This is a genomic window from Tenebrionibacter intestinalis (assembly GCF_016632365.1).
GTDB classification, from domain to species: Bacteria; Pseudomonadota; Gammaproteobacteria; order Enterobacterales; family Enterobacteriaceae; genus Tenebrionibacter; species Tenebrionibacter intestinalis.
This window is the reverse complement of record NZ_JAEPBH010000026.1, coordinates 1-16724: the sequence shown is the minus strand read 5'-3', so window position 1 is coordinate 16724 and position 16724 is coordinate 1. Positions and strand designations below refer to the sequence as shown.

At 54.7% G+C, this 16724-nt stretch carries 14 protein-coding genes, 1 pseudogene and 1 other annotated feature; of the genes and pseudogenes, 9 read left to right on the top strand and 6 right to left on the bottom strand.

What is annotated here, in order from left to right; all coding sequences use genetic code 11:
• Positions 1-238 precede the first annotated feature (238 nt).
• Positions 239-490: a YciN family protein gene (locus JJB97_RS10955; RefSeq protein ID WP_238714089.1), complete on the top strand. Its 252-nt coding sequence runs from the start codon at positions 239-241 to the stop codon at positions 488-490.
• A 303-nt stretch (positions 491-793) separates the two neighbouring features.
• Here JJB97_RS10955 and sohB read toward each other — a convergent pair whose 3' ends face one another.
• The gene (sohB, locus tag JJB97_RS10950) at positions 794-1840 is read right to left on the bottom strand and encodes a protease SohB (protein WP_238714051.1); all 1047 of its coding nucleotides are present in this window, start codon (positions 1838-1840) and stop codon (positions 794-796) included.
• A 239-nt stretch (positions 1841-2079) separates the two neighbouring features.
• Between sohB and JJB97_RS10945 the strand changes: the two genes are divergently transcribed.
• Positions 2080-2841 carry a YciK family oxidoreductase gene (locus tag JJB97_RS10945; RefSeq protein WP_238714050.1) on the top strand — a complete coding sequence of 254 codons (762 nt, stop codon included), beginning with the start codon at positions 2080-2082 and terminating at the stop codon, positions 2839-2841.
• On the top strand, positions 2838-3428 hold the full coding sequence (cobO, locus tag JJB97_RS10940; protein WP_238714049.1) for a cob(I)yrinic acid a,c-diamide adenosyltransferase: 591 nt from the start codon (positions 2838-2840) through the stop codon (positions 3426-3428). Before JJB97_RS10945 ends, cobO begins: the two co-directional genes overlap by 4 nt.
• A 360-nt stretch (positions 3429-3788) precedes the next feature.
• On the opposite strand, the gene rluB is transcribed toward cobO, so the two are convergent.
• The 4 genes from rluB to rnm form a co-directional block, all read right to left on the bottom strand.
• Positions 3789-4667 (bottom strand): 23S rRNA pseudouridine(2605) synthase RluB, encoded by an 879-nt coding sequence (rluB, locus tag JJB97_RS10935; protein WP_238714048.1) that lies wholly within the window; start codon positions 4665-4667, stop codon positions 3789-3791.
• 635 nt (positions 4668-5302) lie between these two features.
• On the bottom strand, positions 5303-5512 hold the full coding sequence (locus JJB97_RS10930) for a hypothetical protein (RefSeq protein WP_238714047.1): 210 nt from the start codon (positions 5510-5512) through the stop codon (positions 5303-5305).
• A gap of 361 nt (positions 5513-5873) precedes the next feature.
• A complete protein-coding gene (locus tag JJB97_RS10925) occupies positions 5874-6494 on the bottom strand; it encodes an L-threonylcarbamoyladenylate synthase (protein ID WP_238714046.1) in 621 nt (206 codons plus the stop codon).
• Positions 6491-7369, bottom strand: a complete 879-nt coding sequence (gene rnm / locus JJB97_RS10920) for an RNase RNM (RefSeq protein WP_238714045.1) — start codon at positions 7367-7369, stop codon at positions 6491-6493. Before rnm ends, JJB97_RS10925 begins: the two co-directional genes overlap by 4 nt.
• A gap of 155 nt (positions 7370-7524) precedes the next feature.
• Positions 7525-7620 (top strand) — a sequence feature (Trp leader region).
• A 22-nt stretch (positions 7621-7642) separates the two neighbouring features.
• On the opposite strand from rnm, the gene JJB97_RS10915 reads away from it, so the two are divergent.
• The 6 genes and pseudogenes from JJB97_RS10915 to JJB97_RS10890 all read left to right on the top strand — a co-directional run bounded on the left by JJB97_RS10915 (position 7643) and on the right by JJB97_RS10890 (position 15280).
• Positions 7643-9205 carry an anthranilate synthase component 1 gene (locus tag JJB97_RS10915; protein WP_238714088.1) on the top strand — a complete coding sequence of 521 codons (1563 nt, stop codon included), beginning with the start codon at positions 7643-7645 and terminating at the stop codon, positions 9203-9205.
• Positions 9205-10799 (top strand): annotated as a pseudogene (gene trpD, locus JJB97_RS10910) (bifunctional anthranilate synthase glutamate amidotransferase component TrpG/anthranilate phosphoribosyltransferase TrpD). The gene JJB97_RS10915 and the pseudogene trpD overlap by 1 nt, the downstream one beginning before the upstream one ends.
• Before the next feature lie 7 nt (positions 10800-10806).
• The gene (gene trpCF, locus JJB97_RS10905) at positions 10807-12171 is read left to right on the top strand and encodes a bifunctional indole-3-glycerol-phosphate synthase TrpC/phosphoribosylanthranilate isomerase TrpF (RefSeq protein WP_238714044.1); all 1365 of its coding nucleotides are present in this window, start codon (positions 10807-10809) and stop codon (positions 12169-12171) included.
• 10 nt (positions 12172-12181) lie between these two features.
• Positions 12182-13375, top strand: a complete 1194-nt coding sequence (gene trpB, locus JJB97_RS10900; protein WP_238714043.1) for a tryptophan synthase subunit beta — start codon at positions 12182-12184, stop codon at positions 13373-13375.
• Positions 13375-14184 carry a tryptophan synthase subunit alpha gene (gene trpA / locus JJB97_RS10895; RefSeq protein WP_238714042.1) on the top strand — a complete coding sequence of 270 codons (810 nt, stop codon included), beginning with the start codon at positions 13375-13377 and terminating at the stop codon, positions 14182-14184. Before trpB ends, trpA begins: the two co-directional genes overlap by 1 nt.
• A gap of 778 nt (positions 14185-14962) precedes the next feature.
• Entirely contained in the window at positions 14963-15280 is a 318-nt protein-coding gene (locus tag JJB97_RS10890; protein ID WP_238714041.1) for a hypothetical protein, read from the top strand.
• A 397-nt stretch (positions 15281-15677) separates the two neighbouring features.
• On the opposite strand, the gene ompW is transcribed toward JJB97_RS10890, so the two are convergent.
• Entirely contained in the window at positions 15678-16316 is a 639-nt protein-coding gene (gene ompW / locus JJB97_RS10885; RefSeq protein WP_238714040.1) for an outer membrane protein OmpW, read from the bottom strand.
• Between the last annotated feature and the right edge of the window lie 408 nt (positions 16317-16724).

Genomic DNA, 16724 nt, shown 5'->3' with positions numbered 1-16724 from the left:
TTTTCACGCAAATTCTTTCCCGCACGACGGAGGTTCACCGGAATGTCAAGCAATTCTGTTATCTGATCTGCGAAAGCGTCACACTGTACCTGATAAAATTTGATACGCAACTTTATTAGCATGAGTTATTACATTCCGCCAGCCTGCAAGTCTTTGTGCGCCCGTGCATAAACGGCAGCAAAATTTGCCCTGCAATGAACGCAGACGTAAACTATGCGCAGTTTGTAAGGAGAAGATGATGCAAGCGAATACGCAACCGATCGATCGAGAAACATTGCTCAAAGAGGCCAATAAAATTATCCGTGAACATGAGGATTATCTTAATGGCATGGTGGCAACCGACGTCGTACAGCAAAACGGCGTGCTGATTTTTCGTGGCGAATATTTTCTTGATGAGCAGGGGCTGCCGACGGCAAAAAGCACAGCGGTATTTAATATGTTTAAACACCTGGCCCATGTGCTGTCTGGAAAATATCACCTGTCAGCGTAAACTGTCTTTACAACGACTACACGCTATCAGCCACAGAGCGATGCAATATAAAAAAGCCGGTTTTTATCGTTGTTAAAAGGTACGCAAACGTTTTTATACGTTAATCGCTTTTTTGCCATAAAAGCGACAACCGATAAAAATTAGGGTAGGCAGGCGGCGCTGAGGCGGTTAACAGATGCAGGGCCGAGCGGTTTCGGCCCGAAACGCTTTATTAACTTTTATCGGATATTCGCAAAGGAGAAAACGCCGTTTTTGCCTGCTTCATCATCAAACTTAGCGCTACGCAAATAGCCGCGTTAAACTTTACAGCAGCGGTTTTTCGCCGCGCTGCCACCAGCGCAGCATTAACCTGTCAACGCTGTTCGCCGCGCTAAACGTTAAGCGATCGGTCAGGCTTTTGCGTATAACATAACGTACTTTCACTACCTCAAAGCGTTCCAGGCGCGCTAACAGCCAGTCGTCGCTGGTGCTGATTTCATCCACCAGCCCTTTTTCGAGAGCCTGACTACCGTACCAGTGTTCGCCGGTTGCTACCTGGTCAATATTCAGCGTCGGGCGCATATCGGCAACGAAATGTTTAAATAACTGATGGGTTTCGTTCAGCTCTTCGCGAAACTTCTCACGCCCTTCTTCGGTATTCTCGCCAAACAGCGTCAGCGTTCGCTTATATTGCCCCGCCGTATGCAATTCCACATCCACATCGTTGCGCTTAAGCAGGCGGTGAAAATTCGGCACCTGCGCCACTACGCCAATTGATCCGACAATTGCAAAGGGCGCGCTGACGATATGGCTGGCGACACAGGCCATCATATAGCCGCCACTGGCCGCCACTTTATCTATCGCTGCCGTAAGCGGGATGCCGCGGCTGCGTAAACGCTGCAGTTGCGAGGCCGCAAGGCCATAGCCGTGTACCACGCCGCCGGGGCTTTCCAGGCGCAGCAGCACTTCATCATTCGGTTTATAAGCACAGAGCACGGCGTTCACTTCCTCACGCAGCGCGCTAACCTCATGCGCATCCATACTACCTTTAAAGTCAATAACATACATTACCGGCTTTACTACGGCGCTCTCACCGCGCTTTGCCTTTTCTTTGGCGGCTTTATTCTCCCGCTTAAGGCGCTTTTTTTGCTCCTTAAGCCAGACTTTACGCTGATTGCCGTCCAGCAGCGCGCTTTGCATGGTTTCCTTTATCTCTTCATATTGTTTATTCAGCCGGGTCACCTGCATCTCGCCGCGCTGCTGTTTTTTACGATGCGCCAGGCTGGACACAATCAGCGCCACAGCAGCGATTGCCGCTACCACTGTAACCACCCGGGCCAAAAATAATCCATACTCTACAATCAAATCCACAGTTCCGCCTTTTCCCATAAAAATCACAAACGCGCTATTGTAGCGCCCCACGGGTCGCCTTGCTCACTATAATGGCCGCCCTCCCGCTTTCCGCCAGGAAATATTTGCAAAATGTTAACATTTCTCTGCCTTCGCTCCCCGCTCATTGAAATCAACGGGCGAATCAGGCATAAAACGAAGCTACAGAAATGATTGATTGCCGCCCCTTTTGCTCACCCCCTGGTAATGAGGAGAAGATTGTGCATTACCAACCCAAAACCGACCTGCTTGAAAACCGTATTATTCTGATCACCGGCGCCAGTGACGGTATTGGTCGCGAAGCGGCCCTGACCTATGCCCGCTACGGCGCCAGCGTCATTCTGGTTGGGCGTAATGAAGAGAAACTGCGCGCCGTTGCCCGGGAGATTAATACGCGCACGCAGACTATGGCGCAGTGGCTGGTGCTGGATTATGACAGCGCCAATGCGCAAACTTGCCAGCAGTTCGGTCAACGCCTGGCGTCACAAGTGCCGCGCCTTGACGGCGTGCTGCACAGCGCCGGCATACTTGGCGATATTACGCCCATGTCCGAACAAAATCCGCAAGTGTGGGAGCGCGTAATGCAGGTTAACGTCAACGTCCCCTTTTATCTCACGCAGGCGTTGCTCCCGCTGCTGCTAAAATCGCAAGCCGCCTCGCTGGTTTTTACCAGCTCCAGCGTTGGTCGCCAGGGGCGGGCGGGCTGGGGCGCCTATGCGGTGTCCAAATTCGCCACGGAAGGAATGATGCAGGTGCTGGCAGAGGAGTATCGCCATCGTAACCTGCGGGTTAATACCATCAATCCTGGCGGCACCCGCACAAAAATGCGCGCCAGCGCTTTTCCGCAGGAAGATCCCGACAAGCTTAAAACCCCGCGCGATCTGATGCCGCTCTACCTGTGGCTGATGGGCGATGACAGCCGTCGCAAAACCGGCATGTGCTTTGACGCCCAACCCGGACGCAAGCCGGGGATAGCCGAATGAGCGACGAGCGCCACCAGCAGCGCCAGCAGCGGCTGAAAGAAAAAGTGGACGCGCGGATTGCCGCCGCGCAGCAATCGCGCGGCATTCTGATGGTATTTACCGGCAACGGCAAAGGTAAAACCACGGCAGCGTTTGGTACCGTCACCCGCGCCACAGGACATGGCAAACGCGCCGGCGTAATTCAGTTTATTAAAGGCGAATGGCCAAACGGCGAGCGCGCGCTGCTTGAACCGCTCGGCGTGGAATTTCAGGTTATGGCGACGGGCTTTACGTGGGATACGCAAAACCGCGACGGCGATACCGCTGCCTGTGAGCAAACGTGGCGGCATGCGCGGCGTATGCTGGCAGACCCTGCGCTGGATCTGGTGGTGCTGGATGAATTAACCTACATGATAGCCTACGGTTATCTGGCGCTGGACGAGGTACTGACCGCGCTGGCGGCGCGGCCCGCGCATCAAAGCGTTATTATTACGGGCCGGGGATGCCATCGCGCGCTTACGCAAGCGGCTGATACCGTCACTGAAATGCGCCCGGTCAGGCACGCATTCGATGCCGGCGTGAAGGCCAGTATCGGGATTGATTACTAGGCTGTGTCCCTTAATCCAGCATGGATGCTGCTGGCGGCTATTTTTACGCGCGGCAAGGCACAAGCTGCGCAGTTTGGCAGGTCCAAATCAGCGGCGCGTAAAAATAACCCCAGCCCTCCGGGGCGCGTGCGAAACCCCCGCTGACTGCGTTGTTGGGCCTGAACAGAGGGCCACTGCGCCCTTCGCCTTGTCTGCGGGGGTTTCGCTCAGCGCCGGCATCATGAGAATTAAAGGACACAGCCTGATAACAGCGTTCTGCCGCTTTCGCAAACCTCGCGCGTCCTGCGTCTGCTTGCCCACTATTCGCCTTTGGTTCTGTTCTTTTGGGCCTCCCGCGCATATCCGCGCAATGCGCGGCCGTCAGCTCGTACGTCCGCCGCCGGTGCGGCGGGCGCTGGTTTTACTGTGGCGCTTCACCGCGCGGCGAATCTGGTTGGCCTTGGTGCGCCGGCGGTCCTTTTCTACTGCCACTTTACTGGTGGTTTCCGGCGCCAGCGCCACCAGCGCGCGCAGGTAGTTAGTTTGCGCAAGGTCAAGTTCCGTCCAGCCGCCGCGCGGCAGCCCTTTCGGCAGCGGAATATCACCATAACGCACGCGGATAAGGCGACTTACCTGCACGCCTACGGCTTCCCACAGGCGACGCACTTCGCGGTTGCGGCCCTCCGTCAGAGTGACGTTATACCACTGATTAATGCCCTCACCACCGCTAAAACGCAGAGTTTTAAAGGCTGCCAGGCCATCTTCAAGCTGAACGCCGCGGGTCAACTCGTTAAGTTTCGCCGGATCCACCTGACCAAAAACGCGCACCGCATATTCACGTTCAACTTCACGACTCGGATGCATCAGACGGTTCGCCAGCTCGCCATCTGTGGTGAAAATCAGTAGTCCGCAGGTATTTACATCCAGGCGTCCTACGGCAATCCAGCGTGCGCCGTGAAGCTTTGGCAGACGATCAAATACTGTTGGCCGCCCTTGCGGGTCGCTACGGGTACAGAGTTCACCTTCCGGCTTATAATAGGCCAGCACGCGGCAAATCTGGCCTGTCGCAGGCTTCACGGAAATAATGCGGCCATCAATACGCAGTTTCAGCGCTGGCGTCACTTCAACGCGATCGCCGAGCGTGGCGATTTTACCATCAACGCTAACGCGGCCGGCAGAGATAAGGGTTTCGATTTCGCGGCGGGAACCATAACCGGCTCGCGCCAGCACTTTTTGTAGCTTTTCGCTCTTGTCGTTCATTGAGCTTCCTCGGGTGTCGCCTTCACAGGCGTCTGGTATGCTTTTTAAAACAGCGCGCCAGGCGGAGCAACCGCCTAACTCGCTGGTTTGTAAAAATTTCGCGTTAAACAGCATAATAAACAACGTATCACGCAAGCTGCCGCGCCATGTTTTATGGCCGCACATACTACACTAACTTCACACTAAATGATTCAACAAGTTTTGTTCCGCTGGCTCCCGCTACCGTTAACCAAAAGCGCGCCGGGGCATCTTAAGCCAGATTTGTGCTTTCGCTTCTGCCGTATTGTCTATACGGCTCGGACCAGGCTATCGCTAAAATGTAGCGCGAAGCCCGGCTCACTTTTGTTAAGCGCAGTGATGTAGACGTCTGCAAACTAAAGAGAAGTTAACTGTTCACGCTAAGTTCAGATGCGACTATAAAAGACAGGAGCAGGAATCAACCATAGCCATATTAAAAGCGCTGCGCGCAGGTTTCACCAGACAGGCAAACGCTCTGTGGCGGGGATCATAATGATAACAAAGAGGAGCAAAAACGGTGACCTGCCCCCTCTTTAGCGATTAGCCAACAAAAAATTTACTGCTTTAATTCGCACTTCATTCGGCCTGGCATTTGTCGACGATCCCGGGCGCGATGCTTATTCCAGCACGGTTTTTTCGGCTATCAGATGGGCTTCGAACTCAGCGTGCGTCAGAATGCGTTTGCCGGAAGATGCTTTCAGTTTCTTCCCTTCCTCCTGGAGCGTCGCACGGTTGGCCTGGGACTGTTTTTTACCCAGCTTACGCAGAATATGATTCAGTTCGTGTTCTTCAGAAAAATTGATGAGGGCTTTGTCGGTATTTGTCATCGCTTTACTCCCAAAAAGATGAAATACACCGCGACGCGCGCCTCCTTTCCCCGTCACAGCGCTGTTATGGGTATAGCTGGCGAAACGGCAGGTGTCAAAAGCAGTACAACGCCCACAGGCCGCGTTGAATACAGAAATGGAGGCGGATTATCCGCCCGCCAGGCCCGGTTCACCGCGGCAGGCGTCAACACGCGCAGACAGGCTGCCGTTATCAGCGCAGCAGCCTGACAGAGGCTGATGCGTTTCCCACAAATGTTTTCGCCGCCGGGTTATTCTGTGTTGGGTTAAACCTGCGAACGCGAGCGTCAGGGGGGCTGCTTCAATAATGTCGAGGCAAGACGCCGCTGCGCCAGGGCCTGGGTTAAAGAAACGGCCTCACATCGCCAACGCCTTCTCGCACGATAACCGGCACATCGTCGGTAAGATCGATTACGGTTGTGGGTTTCTGGCCCAGATAACCGCCGTGAATAATAAGATCCACCTGTCTTTCCAGACGATCTTTAATCTCATCCGGATCGGACTCGGTAAATTCGCTGTCCGGCAACATCAGCGAAGTGGAAAGCATGGGCGCGTCCAGCGCCTCCAGCAGCGCCAGCGCTATCGGGTTCGACGGTACGCGCAGGCCTATTGTTTTACGTTTCTCCTGCAGCAAACGGCGCGGTACCTCTTTCGTCCCTTTGAGAATAAAAGTGTAATTACCCGGTGTGTTGTTCTTCATCAGGCGGAAGGCCACATTATCGACATAGGCATACGTCGACAGTTCGGATAAATCGCGGCACATCAGCGTGAAGTTATGGCCGCTTTCCAGTTGACGAATACGACAAATACGCTCTATCGCATCTTTATCTTCCAGCTTACAGCCCAGCGCATAGCCGGAATCAGTGGGATACACGATAACCCCACCCTTACGCACAATATCCATCGCCTGAGTAATAAGGCGCGGCTGCGGATTATCCGGGTGAATATAGAAAAACTGACTCATACTGCCCTCTCTTGCTGTTCGTTCTGGCTCCAGCGCTGCCAGACCGGCGTCACGCTCTCCGGCAGCCACAGTTTGCGCCCCAGTTCTATCCACGGGCAGGGCTGATGAAAATCCGATCCCTGAGAGGCCAGCAGCGCAAACTGCCGCGCATACTGCGTCAACTGATTACGCTCGTCGGGCGATTGCTGACACTGCGCCACCTCCATCGCATCACCGCCGCATTGCGCAAAGTGCGCCAGCAGCCGCTTAAGCCATTTGGCCGACAGTTGATAACGACCCGGATGAGCCACAATCGCCTGACCACCTGAATGATGAATAACTTCAATAGCTTGTTCTATTGTACACCACTGCGCGGGAACATAACCGGTTTTCCCACGCGCCAGGTAGTGTTTGAAAACCCCGGCGATATCGGTCGCACGCCCGCACTCAATCAAATAGCGGGCAAAATGGCCACGCGTTACGGTTGCGCCATTGGCATACTTTTTTGCCCCTTCCCAGGCCCCCGGAATACGGGCTTTTTCAAGACGCTCGGCAATCATCCTGGCCCGCAACTCGCGCAGCGTATGCTGCTGCGCCAGAAACGCCAGCAATGCCGGATGGCGCTCATCCACATTTAGCCCGACAATATGAATTTCTTGATTTTCCCAGACCGTGGAAATTTCCACGCCGCTAATCAGTCGCAACGCCAGCCCGGTACGCGCAATTTCCGCACGCGCCCCGGCAATGCCCGCGACGGTATCGTGATCGGTAATCGCCAGTACGCCCACACCTTTCTCTGCGGCGCGCTGCACCAGTTGCCCCGGTGACAGAAGGCCGTCAGACGCGGTGGTATGGCTGTGTAAATCATAAATTAACCGATTGCTGGTTTCGCTCAAGTCGACCCCTGGAATATTTGCAATAAAAGAACGCCATCATAGCCCTCCGGTAATAAAAAATCGCTATTGACATTGCGCGCTCGAACCAGTTAACTAGTACACAAGTTCAAACAAAATCATGGTATCGGGCTATGCAGACAACTATCCACACTCATAACCTCTGGCGGCGCGTTTTCTGAACAGGGCAGCGTGCCTGCATAGTAGCGTTTTCAATGCAGATACCCGGCCCGCCGTTACGCGGGCTTTTTTATGAACAGAATTTGGGAAGGTTATATGGAAAATACAAAACCAGCACTGGCGCTGTTAACTCTCGCCGCCCCCTATTGCGAAAACCCCACTGCGCTGTTTAACCAGTTGTGCGGCGCTCGCCCGGCCACGCTGCTGTTGGAATCGGCAGATATCGACAGCAAAGATGACCTGAAAAGCCTGCTGCTGGCCGACAGCGCGCTGCGCATCACGGCGCTGGGCAACACCGTCAACATCCAGGCGCTTTCCGCCAACGGCTGCGCGCTGTTGACGCTGCTTGATGCCGCGCTGCCGCCGTGCGTGGGAAATCGCGCTTTGCCGCAGGGACGCGAGCTGACCTTCCCCGCCCCTGAAGGCACGCTCGACGAAGACAGCCGCCTACAGTCCATGTCGGTATTTGATGCCCTGCGCATCCTGCAAACGTTGGTTACCGTGCCGGAGCACGAGCGTGAAGCGCTGTTCTTCGGCGGTCTGTTCGCCTACGATTTAGTGGCCGGTTTCGAAGACCTGCCCACACTGCGTAAGGAGAACCGCTGCCCCGATTACTGTTTCTATCTGGCCGAAACGCTGCTGGTTATCGACCATAAACAAAAATCCACCCGCATCCAGGCCAGTCTGTTTACCCCCGTCAGCGCCGAACATGAACGCCTGAGCCAACGCATTGCCGCGCTGGCCGGGCAAATGCGCAACATTCGCGCTGAACTGCCGGTACAGAAACAGGAAACAATGTCGCTAAGCTGTAATCAAAGCGACGAAGAGTTCGGCGCGGCGGTCAGCCGAATGCAGCAGGCCATTCGCATGGGCGAGATTTTCCAGGTCGTGCCGTCACGCCGCTTTTCGCTGCCCTGCCCTTCGCCGCTTGCTGCTTATCAGGTGCTGAAAAAGAGCAACCCCAGCCCCTATATGTTCTATATGCAGGATAATGATTTCATTTTGTTCGGCGCATCCCCGGAAAGCTCGTTAAAATACGACGCCCGCGCGCGCCAGATTGAAATTTACCCCATCGCCGGCACCCGCCCGCGTGGTCGGCGCCCAAACGGCGAACTTGATCGCGATCTTGATAGCCGCATCGAACTGGAAATGCGCACCGACCATAAAGAACTTTCTGAACACCTGATGCTGGTTGATCTGGCGCGCAACGATCTGGCGCGTATCTGTAGGCCGGGCAGCCGCTACGTGGCCGATTTAACCAAAGTTGACCGCTACTCTTTCGTTATGCATCTGGTCTCTCGCGTGGTGGGGGAACTGCGTGACGATCTGGATGCCCTGCACGCCTACCGGGCCTGTATGAATATGGGCACGCTAAGCGGCGCGCCAAAAGTGCGCGCCATGCAGCTTATCGCCAGGGAGGAAGGCCGTCGACGCGGCAGCTACGGCGGCGCCGTAGGCTATTTTACCGCCCACGGCGACCTCGACACCTGTATCGTTATTCGCTCTGCCTATGTGGAAGACGGCATCGCTACCGTACAGGCTGGCGCAGGGGTGGTGCTGGATTCCGTTCCTCAGGCCGAAGCTGACGAAACCCGTAATAAAGCGCGCGCGGTACTGCGCGCTATCGCAACTGCGCATCATGCAAAGGAGATCTTCTGATGGCCGACATTCTGCTGCTCGATAATGTGGACTCCTTTACCTGGAATCTGGTGGATCAACTGCGGGCCAGCGGCTACCGCGTAGTGATTTACCGCAATCATGCGCCGGTACAGACGCTGCTTGAACGCCTGGCGGATATGGAAAATCCGGTGTTGATGCTCTCACCAGGCCCCGGTACGCCGTCGCAAGCAGGCTGTATGCCGGCGCTGCTTGCTCGCCTGCGCGGCAAATTGCCGATCATAGGCATTTGTCTTGGCCATCAGGCCATTATCGAAGCCTATGGCGGCTATGTTGGCCAGGCGGGAGAAATTCTGCACGGCAAAGCATCCGCGGTTGAACACGACGGCGAAGCTATGTTCGCCGGACTGATTTCGCCGCTGCCGGTCGCGCGTTACCATTCGTTAGTAGGCAGCGATATTCCTGCGTCGCTGAAAGTCACAGCGCAGTTCAACGATATGGTGATGGCCGTGCGCCACGACGCCGATCGGGTCTGCGGTTTTCAGTTTCACCCGGAATCTATTTTAACCACTCAGGGAGCAACGCTTCTTGAGCAAACGCTGGCCTGGGCGCTGGCGTAAGCAAGAGGGAAGGCACAATGCAACCGATTTTAGAAAAACTGTTTCAGGCTCAGGTGCTCACTCTTGAAGAAAGTCGCCAGCTTTTCACCGCCATAGTGCGCGGCGAACTGGAGCAAGGCCAGCTTGCCGCTGCGCTGATCGGCATGAAGGTGCGCGGCGAAGATCCCGTTGAGATTGCCGGCGCGGCTTTCGCGCTGCTTGAGGCTGCCGAACCATTCCCACGCCCGGACTATACATTTACCGATATCGTCGGCACAGGCGGCGACGGCAGCAACAGCATCAATATCTCCACGGCCAGCGCTTTCGTTGCCGCAGCATGCGGCATGAAAGTTGCCAAACACGGCAACCGCAGCATCTCCAGCCGATCCGGCTCTTCTGACCTGCTGGCGGCGTTTGGCATTAAACTGGATATGAGCGCTGCGCAGTCGCGTGCGGCGCTTGATGAGCTGGGCGTGTGCTTTCTGTTCGCGCCGCAGTATCACACCGGCTTTCGCCACGCCATGCCGGTACGCCAGCAGTTGAAAACCCGCACGCTGTTCAATGTGCTTGGGCCGCTCATCAACCCGGCGCATCCGCCGCTGACTCTCATTGGCGTTTACAGCGCCGAGCTGGTGTTGCCCATTGCCGAAACGCTGAAAGTGCTCGGCTACCGGCGCGCGGCCGTCGTGCACAGCGGCGGTATGGATGAAGTGTCGCTCCATTCCCCAACCCAGGTCGCCGAACTGAAAAACGGCGAGCTTTACCATTATCATCTGGATGCTGACGACTTTGGCCTTCAGCCCTATACAAAAGAGGCGCTGGCTGGCGGTTCGCCGGAAGAAAACCGTGACATTCTGGCGCGCCTGTTACAAGGTAAAGGCGAGCGCGCCCACGAATCAGCCGTGGCCGCCAACGTCGCAATGTTAATGCGCCTGCATGGCCATGAAAATTTACGCGAAAATGCCAGCCACGCGCTGGAAGTTATACGCAGCGGCGAAGCATACGCCCGCGTCGCCGCGCTGGCATCGAGAGGATAAAACACAGATGAAGGACACTGTTTTAGCAAAAATCGTTTCGGATAAAGCCGTCTGGCTAAAGGCCCGCCAGCAGCAACAGCCGTTGGCAACCTTTCAGAATGATATCGTCCCCAGCACACGCAGCTTTTATGACGCCCTGAGCGGCACGCGCACTGCGTTTATCCTTGAGTGTAAGAAAGCCTCTCCATCCAGAGGGGTGATTCGTAAGGACTTCGATCCGGCGCGTATCGCGGGCATCTACAAAGATTATGCGTCTGCCATTTCCGTGCTGACCGACGAAAAATATTTCCAGGGCAGCTTTGATTTTCTCTGCGTAGTAAGCCGTAACGTAACCCAGCCTGTGCTGTGCAAAGATTTTATTATCGACCCTTATCAGATCTATCTTGCGCGCCACTATCAGGCCGATGCCTGCCTCCTGATGCTTTCCGTACTGAACGACGACCAATACCGTCAACTTGCCGCCGTGGCCCACAGCCTGAATATGGGCGTGCTAACGGAAGCCAGTAATGAAGAAGAAATTGAGCGCGCCATTCGGCTTAAAGCCAGAGTCGTTGGCATTAATAACCGCGACCTGCGCGATCTGTCGGTCGATCTTAACCGCACCCGCAAACTGGCGCCGCGCCTCGGGCCAGATGTCACGGTTATTAGCGAGTCCGGCATTGGCAGCTACGCCCACGTGCGCGAACTAAGCCACTTCGCCAACGGCTTTCTGATTGGCTCTGCGTTGATGGGCGAAGATGATTTATCCTGCGCCGTGCGCCGAGTGTTACTGGGCGACAACAAAGTATGCGGTCTGACCCGCGCAGAAGACGCTTATGCGGCGTATAACGCAGGAGCCATCTATGGCGGGCTGATTTTTGTGCCTGCTTCGCCGCGTGCGATCGATGCCCCCCGGGCGCGTGACATTATGGCCGCCGCTCCACTGCGCTACGTCGGCGTGGTGCGAGATATGCCGGTAAGCGATGCCGTTTCACTGGCGCAGTCGCTGGGATTAAGCGCGCTGCAGCTTCACGGCCGCGAGGATCAGGCGTACATCGACACGCTGCGCGCCGCCCTGCCGCAAGGCGTGGCTATCTGGAAGGCGCTGAGCGTAGGCGAAACGCTGCCGCCGCGCAGCTTTAGCCACGTTGACCGCTACGTACTGGATAACGGCCAGGGCGGCAGCGGACAACGCTTCGACTGGTCATTGCTCGCAGGCGCCAGCCAGCTTGACAACGTGATGCTTGCAGGCGGCCTCGGCGCCGACAACTGTGTGGAAGCGGCAAAGTCAGGCTGCGCTGGCCTGGATTTCAATTCCGGTGTGGAATCCGCGCCGGGAATTAAAGATGCCAACAAGCTGGCGGCGGTATTTCGCACGCTGCGGGCTTACTAAGGAAAAGACGATGAGCACATTACTGAACCCCTATTTTGGTGAATTTGGCGGAATGTATGTTCCACAAATTCTGATGCCCGCTCTGCGCCAGCTTGAAGCGGCGTTCGTTGAAGCGCAAAGCGACCCTAATTTTCAGGCACAGTTTACCGATCTGCTGAAAAATTATGCCGGGCGTCCGACGGCGCTCACAAAGTGTCGCAATATTACCGCAGGTACACAAACCACGCTGTACCTCAAGCGCGAAGATTTGCTGCACGGCGGCGCGCACAAAACAAACCAGGTCCTGGGCCAGGCGCTGCTGGCCAAACGCATGGGCAAAACAGAAATTATCGCTGAAACCGGCGCAGGCCAGCACGGCGTCGCTTCTGCAATCGTTTGTGCGCTGCTCGGTCTGAAATGTCGCATTTACATGGGTGCGAAGGACGCCGAACGCCAGTCGCCAAACGTGTTCCGTATGCGTCTGATGGGCGCGGAAGTCATCCCTGTACACAGCGGCTCCGCAACGCTTAAAGACGCCTGTAACGAGGCGCTGCGCGACTGGTCAGGCAGCTATGAAACCGCGCACTACATGCTTGGCACCGCCGCCGGCCCCCACCCGTTTCCAACGATTGTACGCGAATTTCAGCGCATGATCGGTGAAGAAACGAAGGCGCAACTGCAGGAAAAAGAGGGCCGCCTGCCGGATGCCGTGATAGCCTGCGTAGGCGGCGGCTCCAACGCCATCGGCATGTTTGCCGATTTTATTGACGAAACCTCAGTGCGTCTGATAGGCGTTGAGCCAGCCGGTCACGGTATTGAGACCGGCGAACACGGCGCACCGCTCAAACACGGGCGCACGGGCATTTACTTCGGGATGAAATCGCCTATGATGCAGACCGAAGACGGCCAGATTGAAGAATCTTACTCGATTTCCGCCGGACTTGATTTCCCGTCTGTCGGCCCGCAGCACGCCTACCTGAACAGCACCGGGCGCGCCGACTACGTATCCATTACCGACGACGAAGCGCTGGACGCATTTCAGATTCTGTGTCGCCAGGAAGGCATTCTGCCTGCGCTGGAATCCTCCCACGCGCTGGCGCATGCCCTGCGCATGATGCGTGAAAATCCGCAAAAAGAGCAGTTGCTGGTCGTTAACCTTTCCGGTCGCGGCGACAAAGACATTTTTACCGTTCACGACATCCTGAAAGCACGAGGGGAAATCTGATGGAACGCTATGAACAGCTTTTTAAACGGCTTGCAGCCCAAAAGGAAGGGGCGTTTGTTCCCTTTGTCACGCTGGGCGATCCCTCCCCGGAACAGTCTTTGAAAATTATCGACACGCTGGTTGAAGGCGGCGCGGACGCGCTGGAATTAGGTATTCCCTTCTCCGATCCGCTGGCTGACGGCCCGACCATTCAGAACGCGACCCTGCGCGCTTTTTCATCCGGCACTACGCCAGATCGGTGCTTTGAAATGCTAACGACCATTCGCCAGAAATACCCCGACCTGCCTGTTGGCCTGTTGATGTATGCCAATCTGGTGTGGAACGGGGGCATTGACGCATTTTATGCACGCTGTGCGAGCGCAGGCGTTGACTCTGTGCTGGTGGCCGATGTTCCGGTAGAAGAGTCGGCTCCTTTTCGCCAGGCGGCGCTGCGCCATAACGTTGCGCCCATTTTTATCTGCCCGCCTAACGCCGATGATGAACTATTACGTCAACTTGCCTCTTACGGACGCGGCTATACTTACCTGCTATCGCGCGCAGGCGTTACCGGCGCGGAAAATCGCGCCAGCACGCCGCTGCGTCATCTGGTCGAAAAGCTCGCAGAGTACCGCGCCGCGCCGCCATTACAGGGCTTTGGCATTTCCGACCCTTCACAGGTTTGCGCGGCGCTGGATGCCGGTGCCGCAGGCGCTATCTCCGGTTCCGCTATTGTTAAAATCATCGAAAAAAATGTGCGACAGCCCGCACAGATGCTGGTTGAACTGAATGCTTTCGTACAGAGCATGAAAGCGGCCACACGCCGCGCCTGATCCCCCAGGGCCGGCTGTCGGCCCTGTCAGATTAATGCACAGGACAAGGCCACGTTTTACTCCCGGTTTTATATCAAAGCGGGCAAAAGCGTAGTTTTGTCCTCTTTGCGGCGATCGCGCGAAAAAAGCAATACAGTGTTTTACCTGATTTATTTTCTGCTTTTCGGGCCGGTGACGTATGTATCGCTGTTTATCTGTAGCCTCAGGGCAAAATTACGTTTTACCCGCAGCTTATTGACAAAGAAGGAAAAAACGGTTTTTTTCCTTCTTTGCGGTAAGCAGGCGAAAATCGATGCTTTGATTTTCCTTATTTTTTATTGTGTTTCATCCATCCTGTCTGCGACAGGATGGGGGTTGTCGGCAGTCTCAGGGCAAAACTACGTTTTGCCCTCTTTATGTTTACCCACCTGAATGGGCATTTCGCTGACTGGCCAATCCGCGGCTATATAACCCAACCTTAAATGCCTGCGGCTGCTTTCCTTCCTGTCATGTCCCGTTCCGCCACGATACCTGTCGCAAAAAAGCCCGTCGCGTAAATCCTTTTCGCCTGAATGCTGAATTTTTGTTCATTCGTCGCCCATTTTACCCGGGCATATCAATTTTTATTCAGATTATTGTGAATTGATTACAGACTTATCTTATTTTGTTGCAACAGGTAACTATTTTCTCAATAGATCTCTCATATCTGGAAATGTGATTGGTAAACCATGTCAACGCCTTTTACTCTAAATAGTGCGCATGCGCACATTTTTATTCTTTATAATATATGAGGTTCATCATGAATGCTCTAAACCGCCTTACGCTGGCCGCCGCTGGCGTAATCGTATCAGGGATGATGAACTCAACGACCGCTTTCGCTGACACCGACGGTGTTATTCAATTTTCTGGCGAAATAATCGAAGATCCCTGCACTGTGGTGCAGAAACAGAACACCATTCACTCCACCTGCCGCGACAGCGATGGAACCTTACTCACTACACAGCTCCTCCCACGAGACGGCACACTGAACCCACTGCCTGCTGATAAAGGTAAAACATGGATGCGCTGGATGAACGACAGCCATACAACCGGCGTTCTGACCGTAGAGTACAATTAATATACTCATAGCGCAGGCATATCACGATGCCGGTTGCTTAACGCGATCGGCATTTTTAAACATTATTTCCAGCCCGCAGCCATAAAATTTCATATCCGGTAATGGCGTAAATACGTTTTTCAGTCGCCCCGCTTCGTGTTTATATATTTTCTGATTCCTGTGTTATTGTCCCGGCTTATAAGCCAGCGGCTTTTTTATGTTTTTTGCCTGCTTTGGTCGTGTGCTTCTCAACGTTCACCTTACACGCGGCGCGCTTAAGTCTTCCTGCCGGCGGGTCGCCGTAGCCAGTTAACCAGACCGTATTATTTACCCTTACGCTTGTTGAGAGAAAACGACAGTAAAAAAAAGAGAACAGGTAACGCCCCGTTCCCTCTAAAAATTTTTAAGGCAGGCGCTATCAGAAACGATAGCCCGCAGAGAACATAAACACCCACGGATCGATGCGGGTATCAACATTCTGAGGCGTACCGCCTGCGTTAAATTTTACCTCTGTATCTATATCCATATACCACAGCGAGGCATTGAGCAGCCAGTCACGATTAATCAGGTAATCCACCCCAACCTGACCGGCCACGCCCCATGAATTTTTCAGGCTTAAATCACTCAATCCCGCTTCCTTACCCCGGCGGTTAAATTTTTCATTAAAAAAAGCCGTATAGTTGAGGCCAATGCCCGCATAGGGCCTCACTTTGCTACCGGCGTCGCCAAAGTACCACTGCGCCATCAGCGATGGCGGTAAGTGATTAACTGTCGCAATTTCTCCTCCCGCCGCCGCCAGCCCCACGCGATGACGAAACGGCGTCGCGGCCAATAGTTCAATTCCCACATTATCAGTTGCCATCCAGGTCAGCGTCAGTCCCAGTTGGGTATTATTATTAACGCTCAGGCTCCCCAAACTGCCCATCACGCTTTCGGAACCTTCGCTCGGGCGGACGGTTGCGCTCCCGGCCCGCACGAAAAACTCCCCGGCTTCATGCGCATAAGTCACGCTGGAATAACAACTTAATGCAAGCAGTGCTACTACAAATGTTTTCATTTCCCTGTCCTTATTATGGTTTGCTGCAGCGCAAATATACCTGGTAAGGGGTAGAAAACACTTTCACCGCGATCACATTTCACGACCTGAATTTACATTTAATGATCCAGATTAATTTTTTCAGCTTTCACTGCGCGCGACGTTTTGGTTGCAAATCAAATTATGCGGCGTCACAAAGCGTAAATTTTTATCCTCCGGCGCTTGTCAGATGAAACAGCGGCGAATATCTTCCGATAAGTGACTATTGATACGACGACCAGAATTTCAGGAAACATTAGGCCGCGTCCCTTAATCCAGCATGGATACTGCTGGCGGCTATTTTTACGCGCGGCAAGTAACGTAGCGACGCATAAAAATAGCCCCGGCCCTGCGCTGAGGAATCCCCATAAATCAGCGCTAATAAACCAG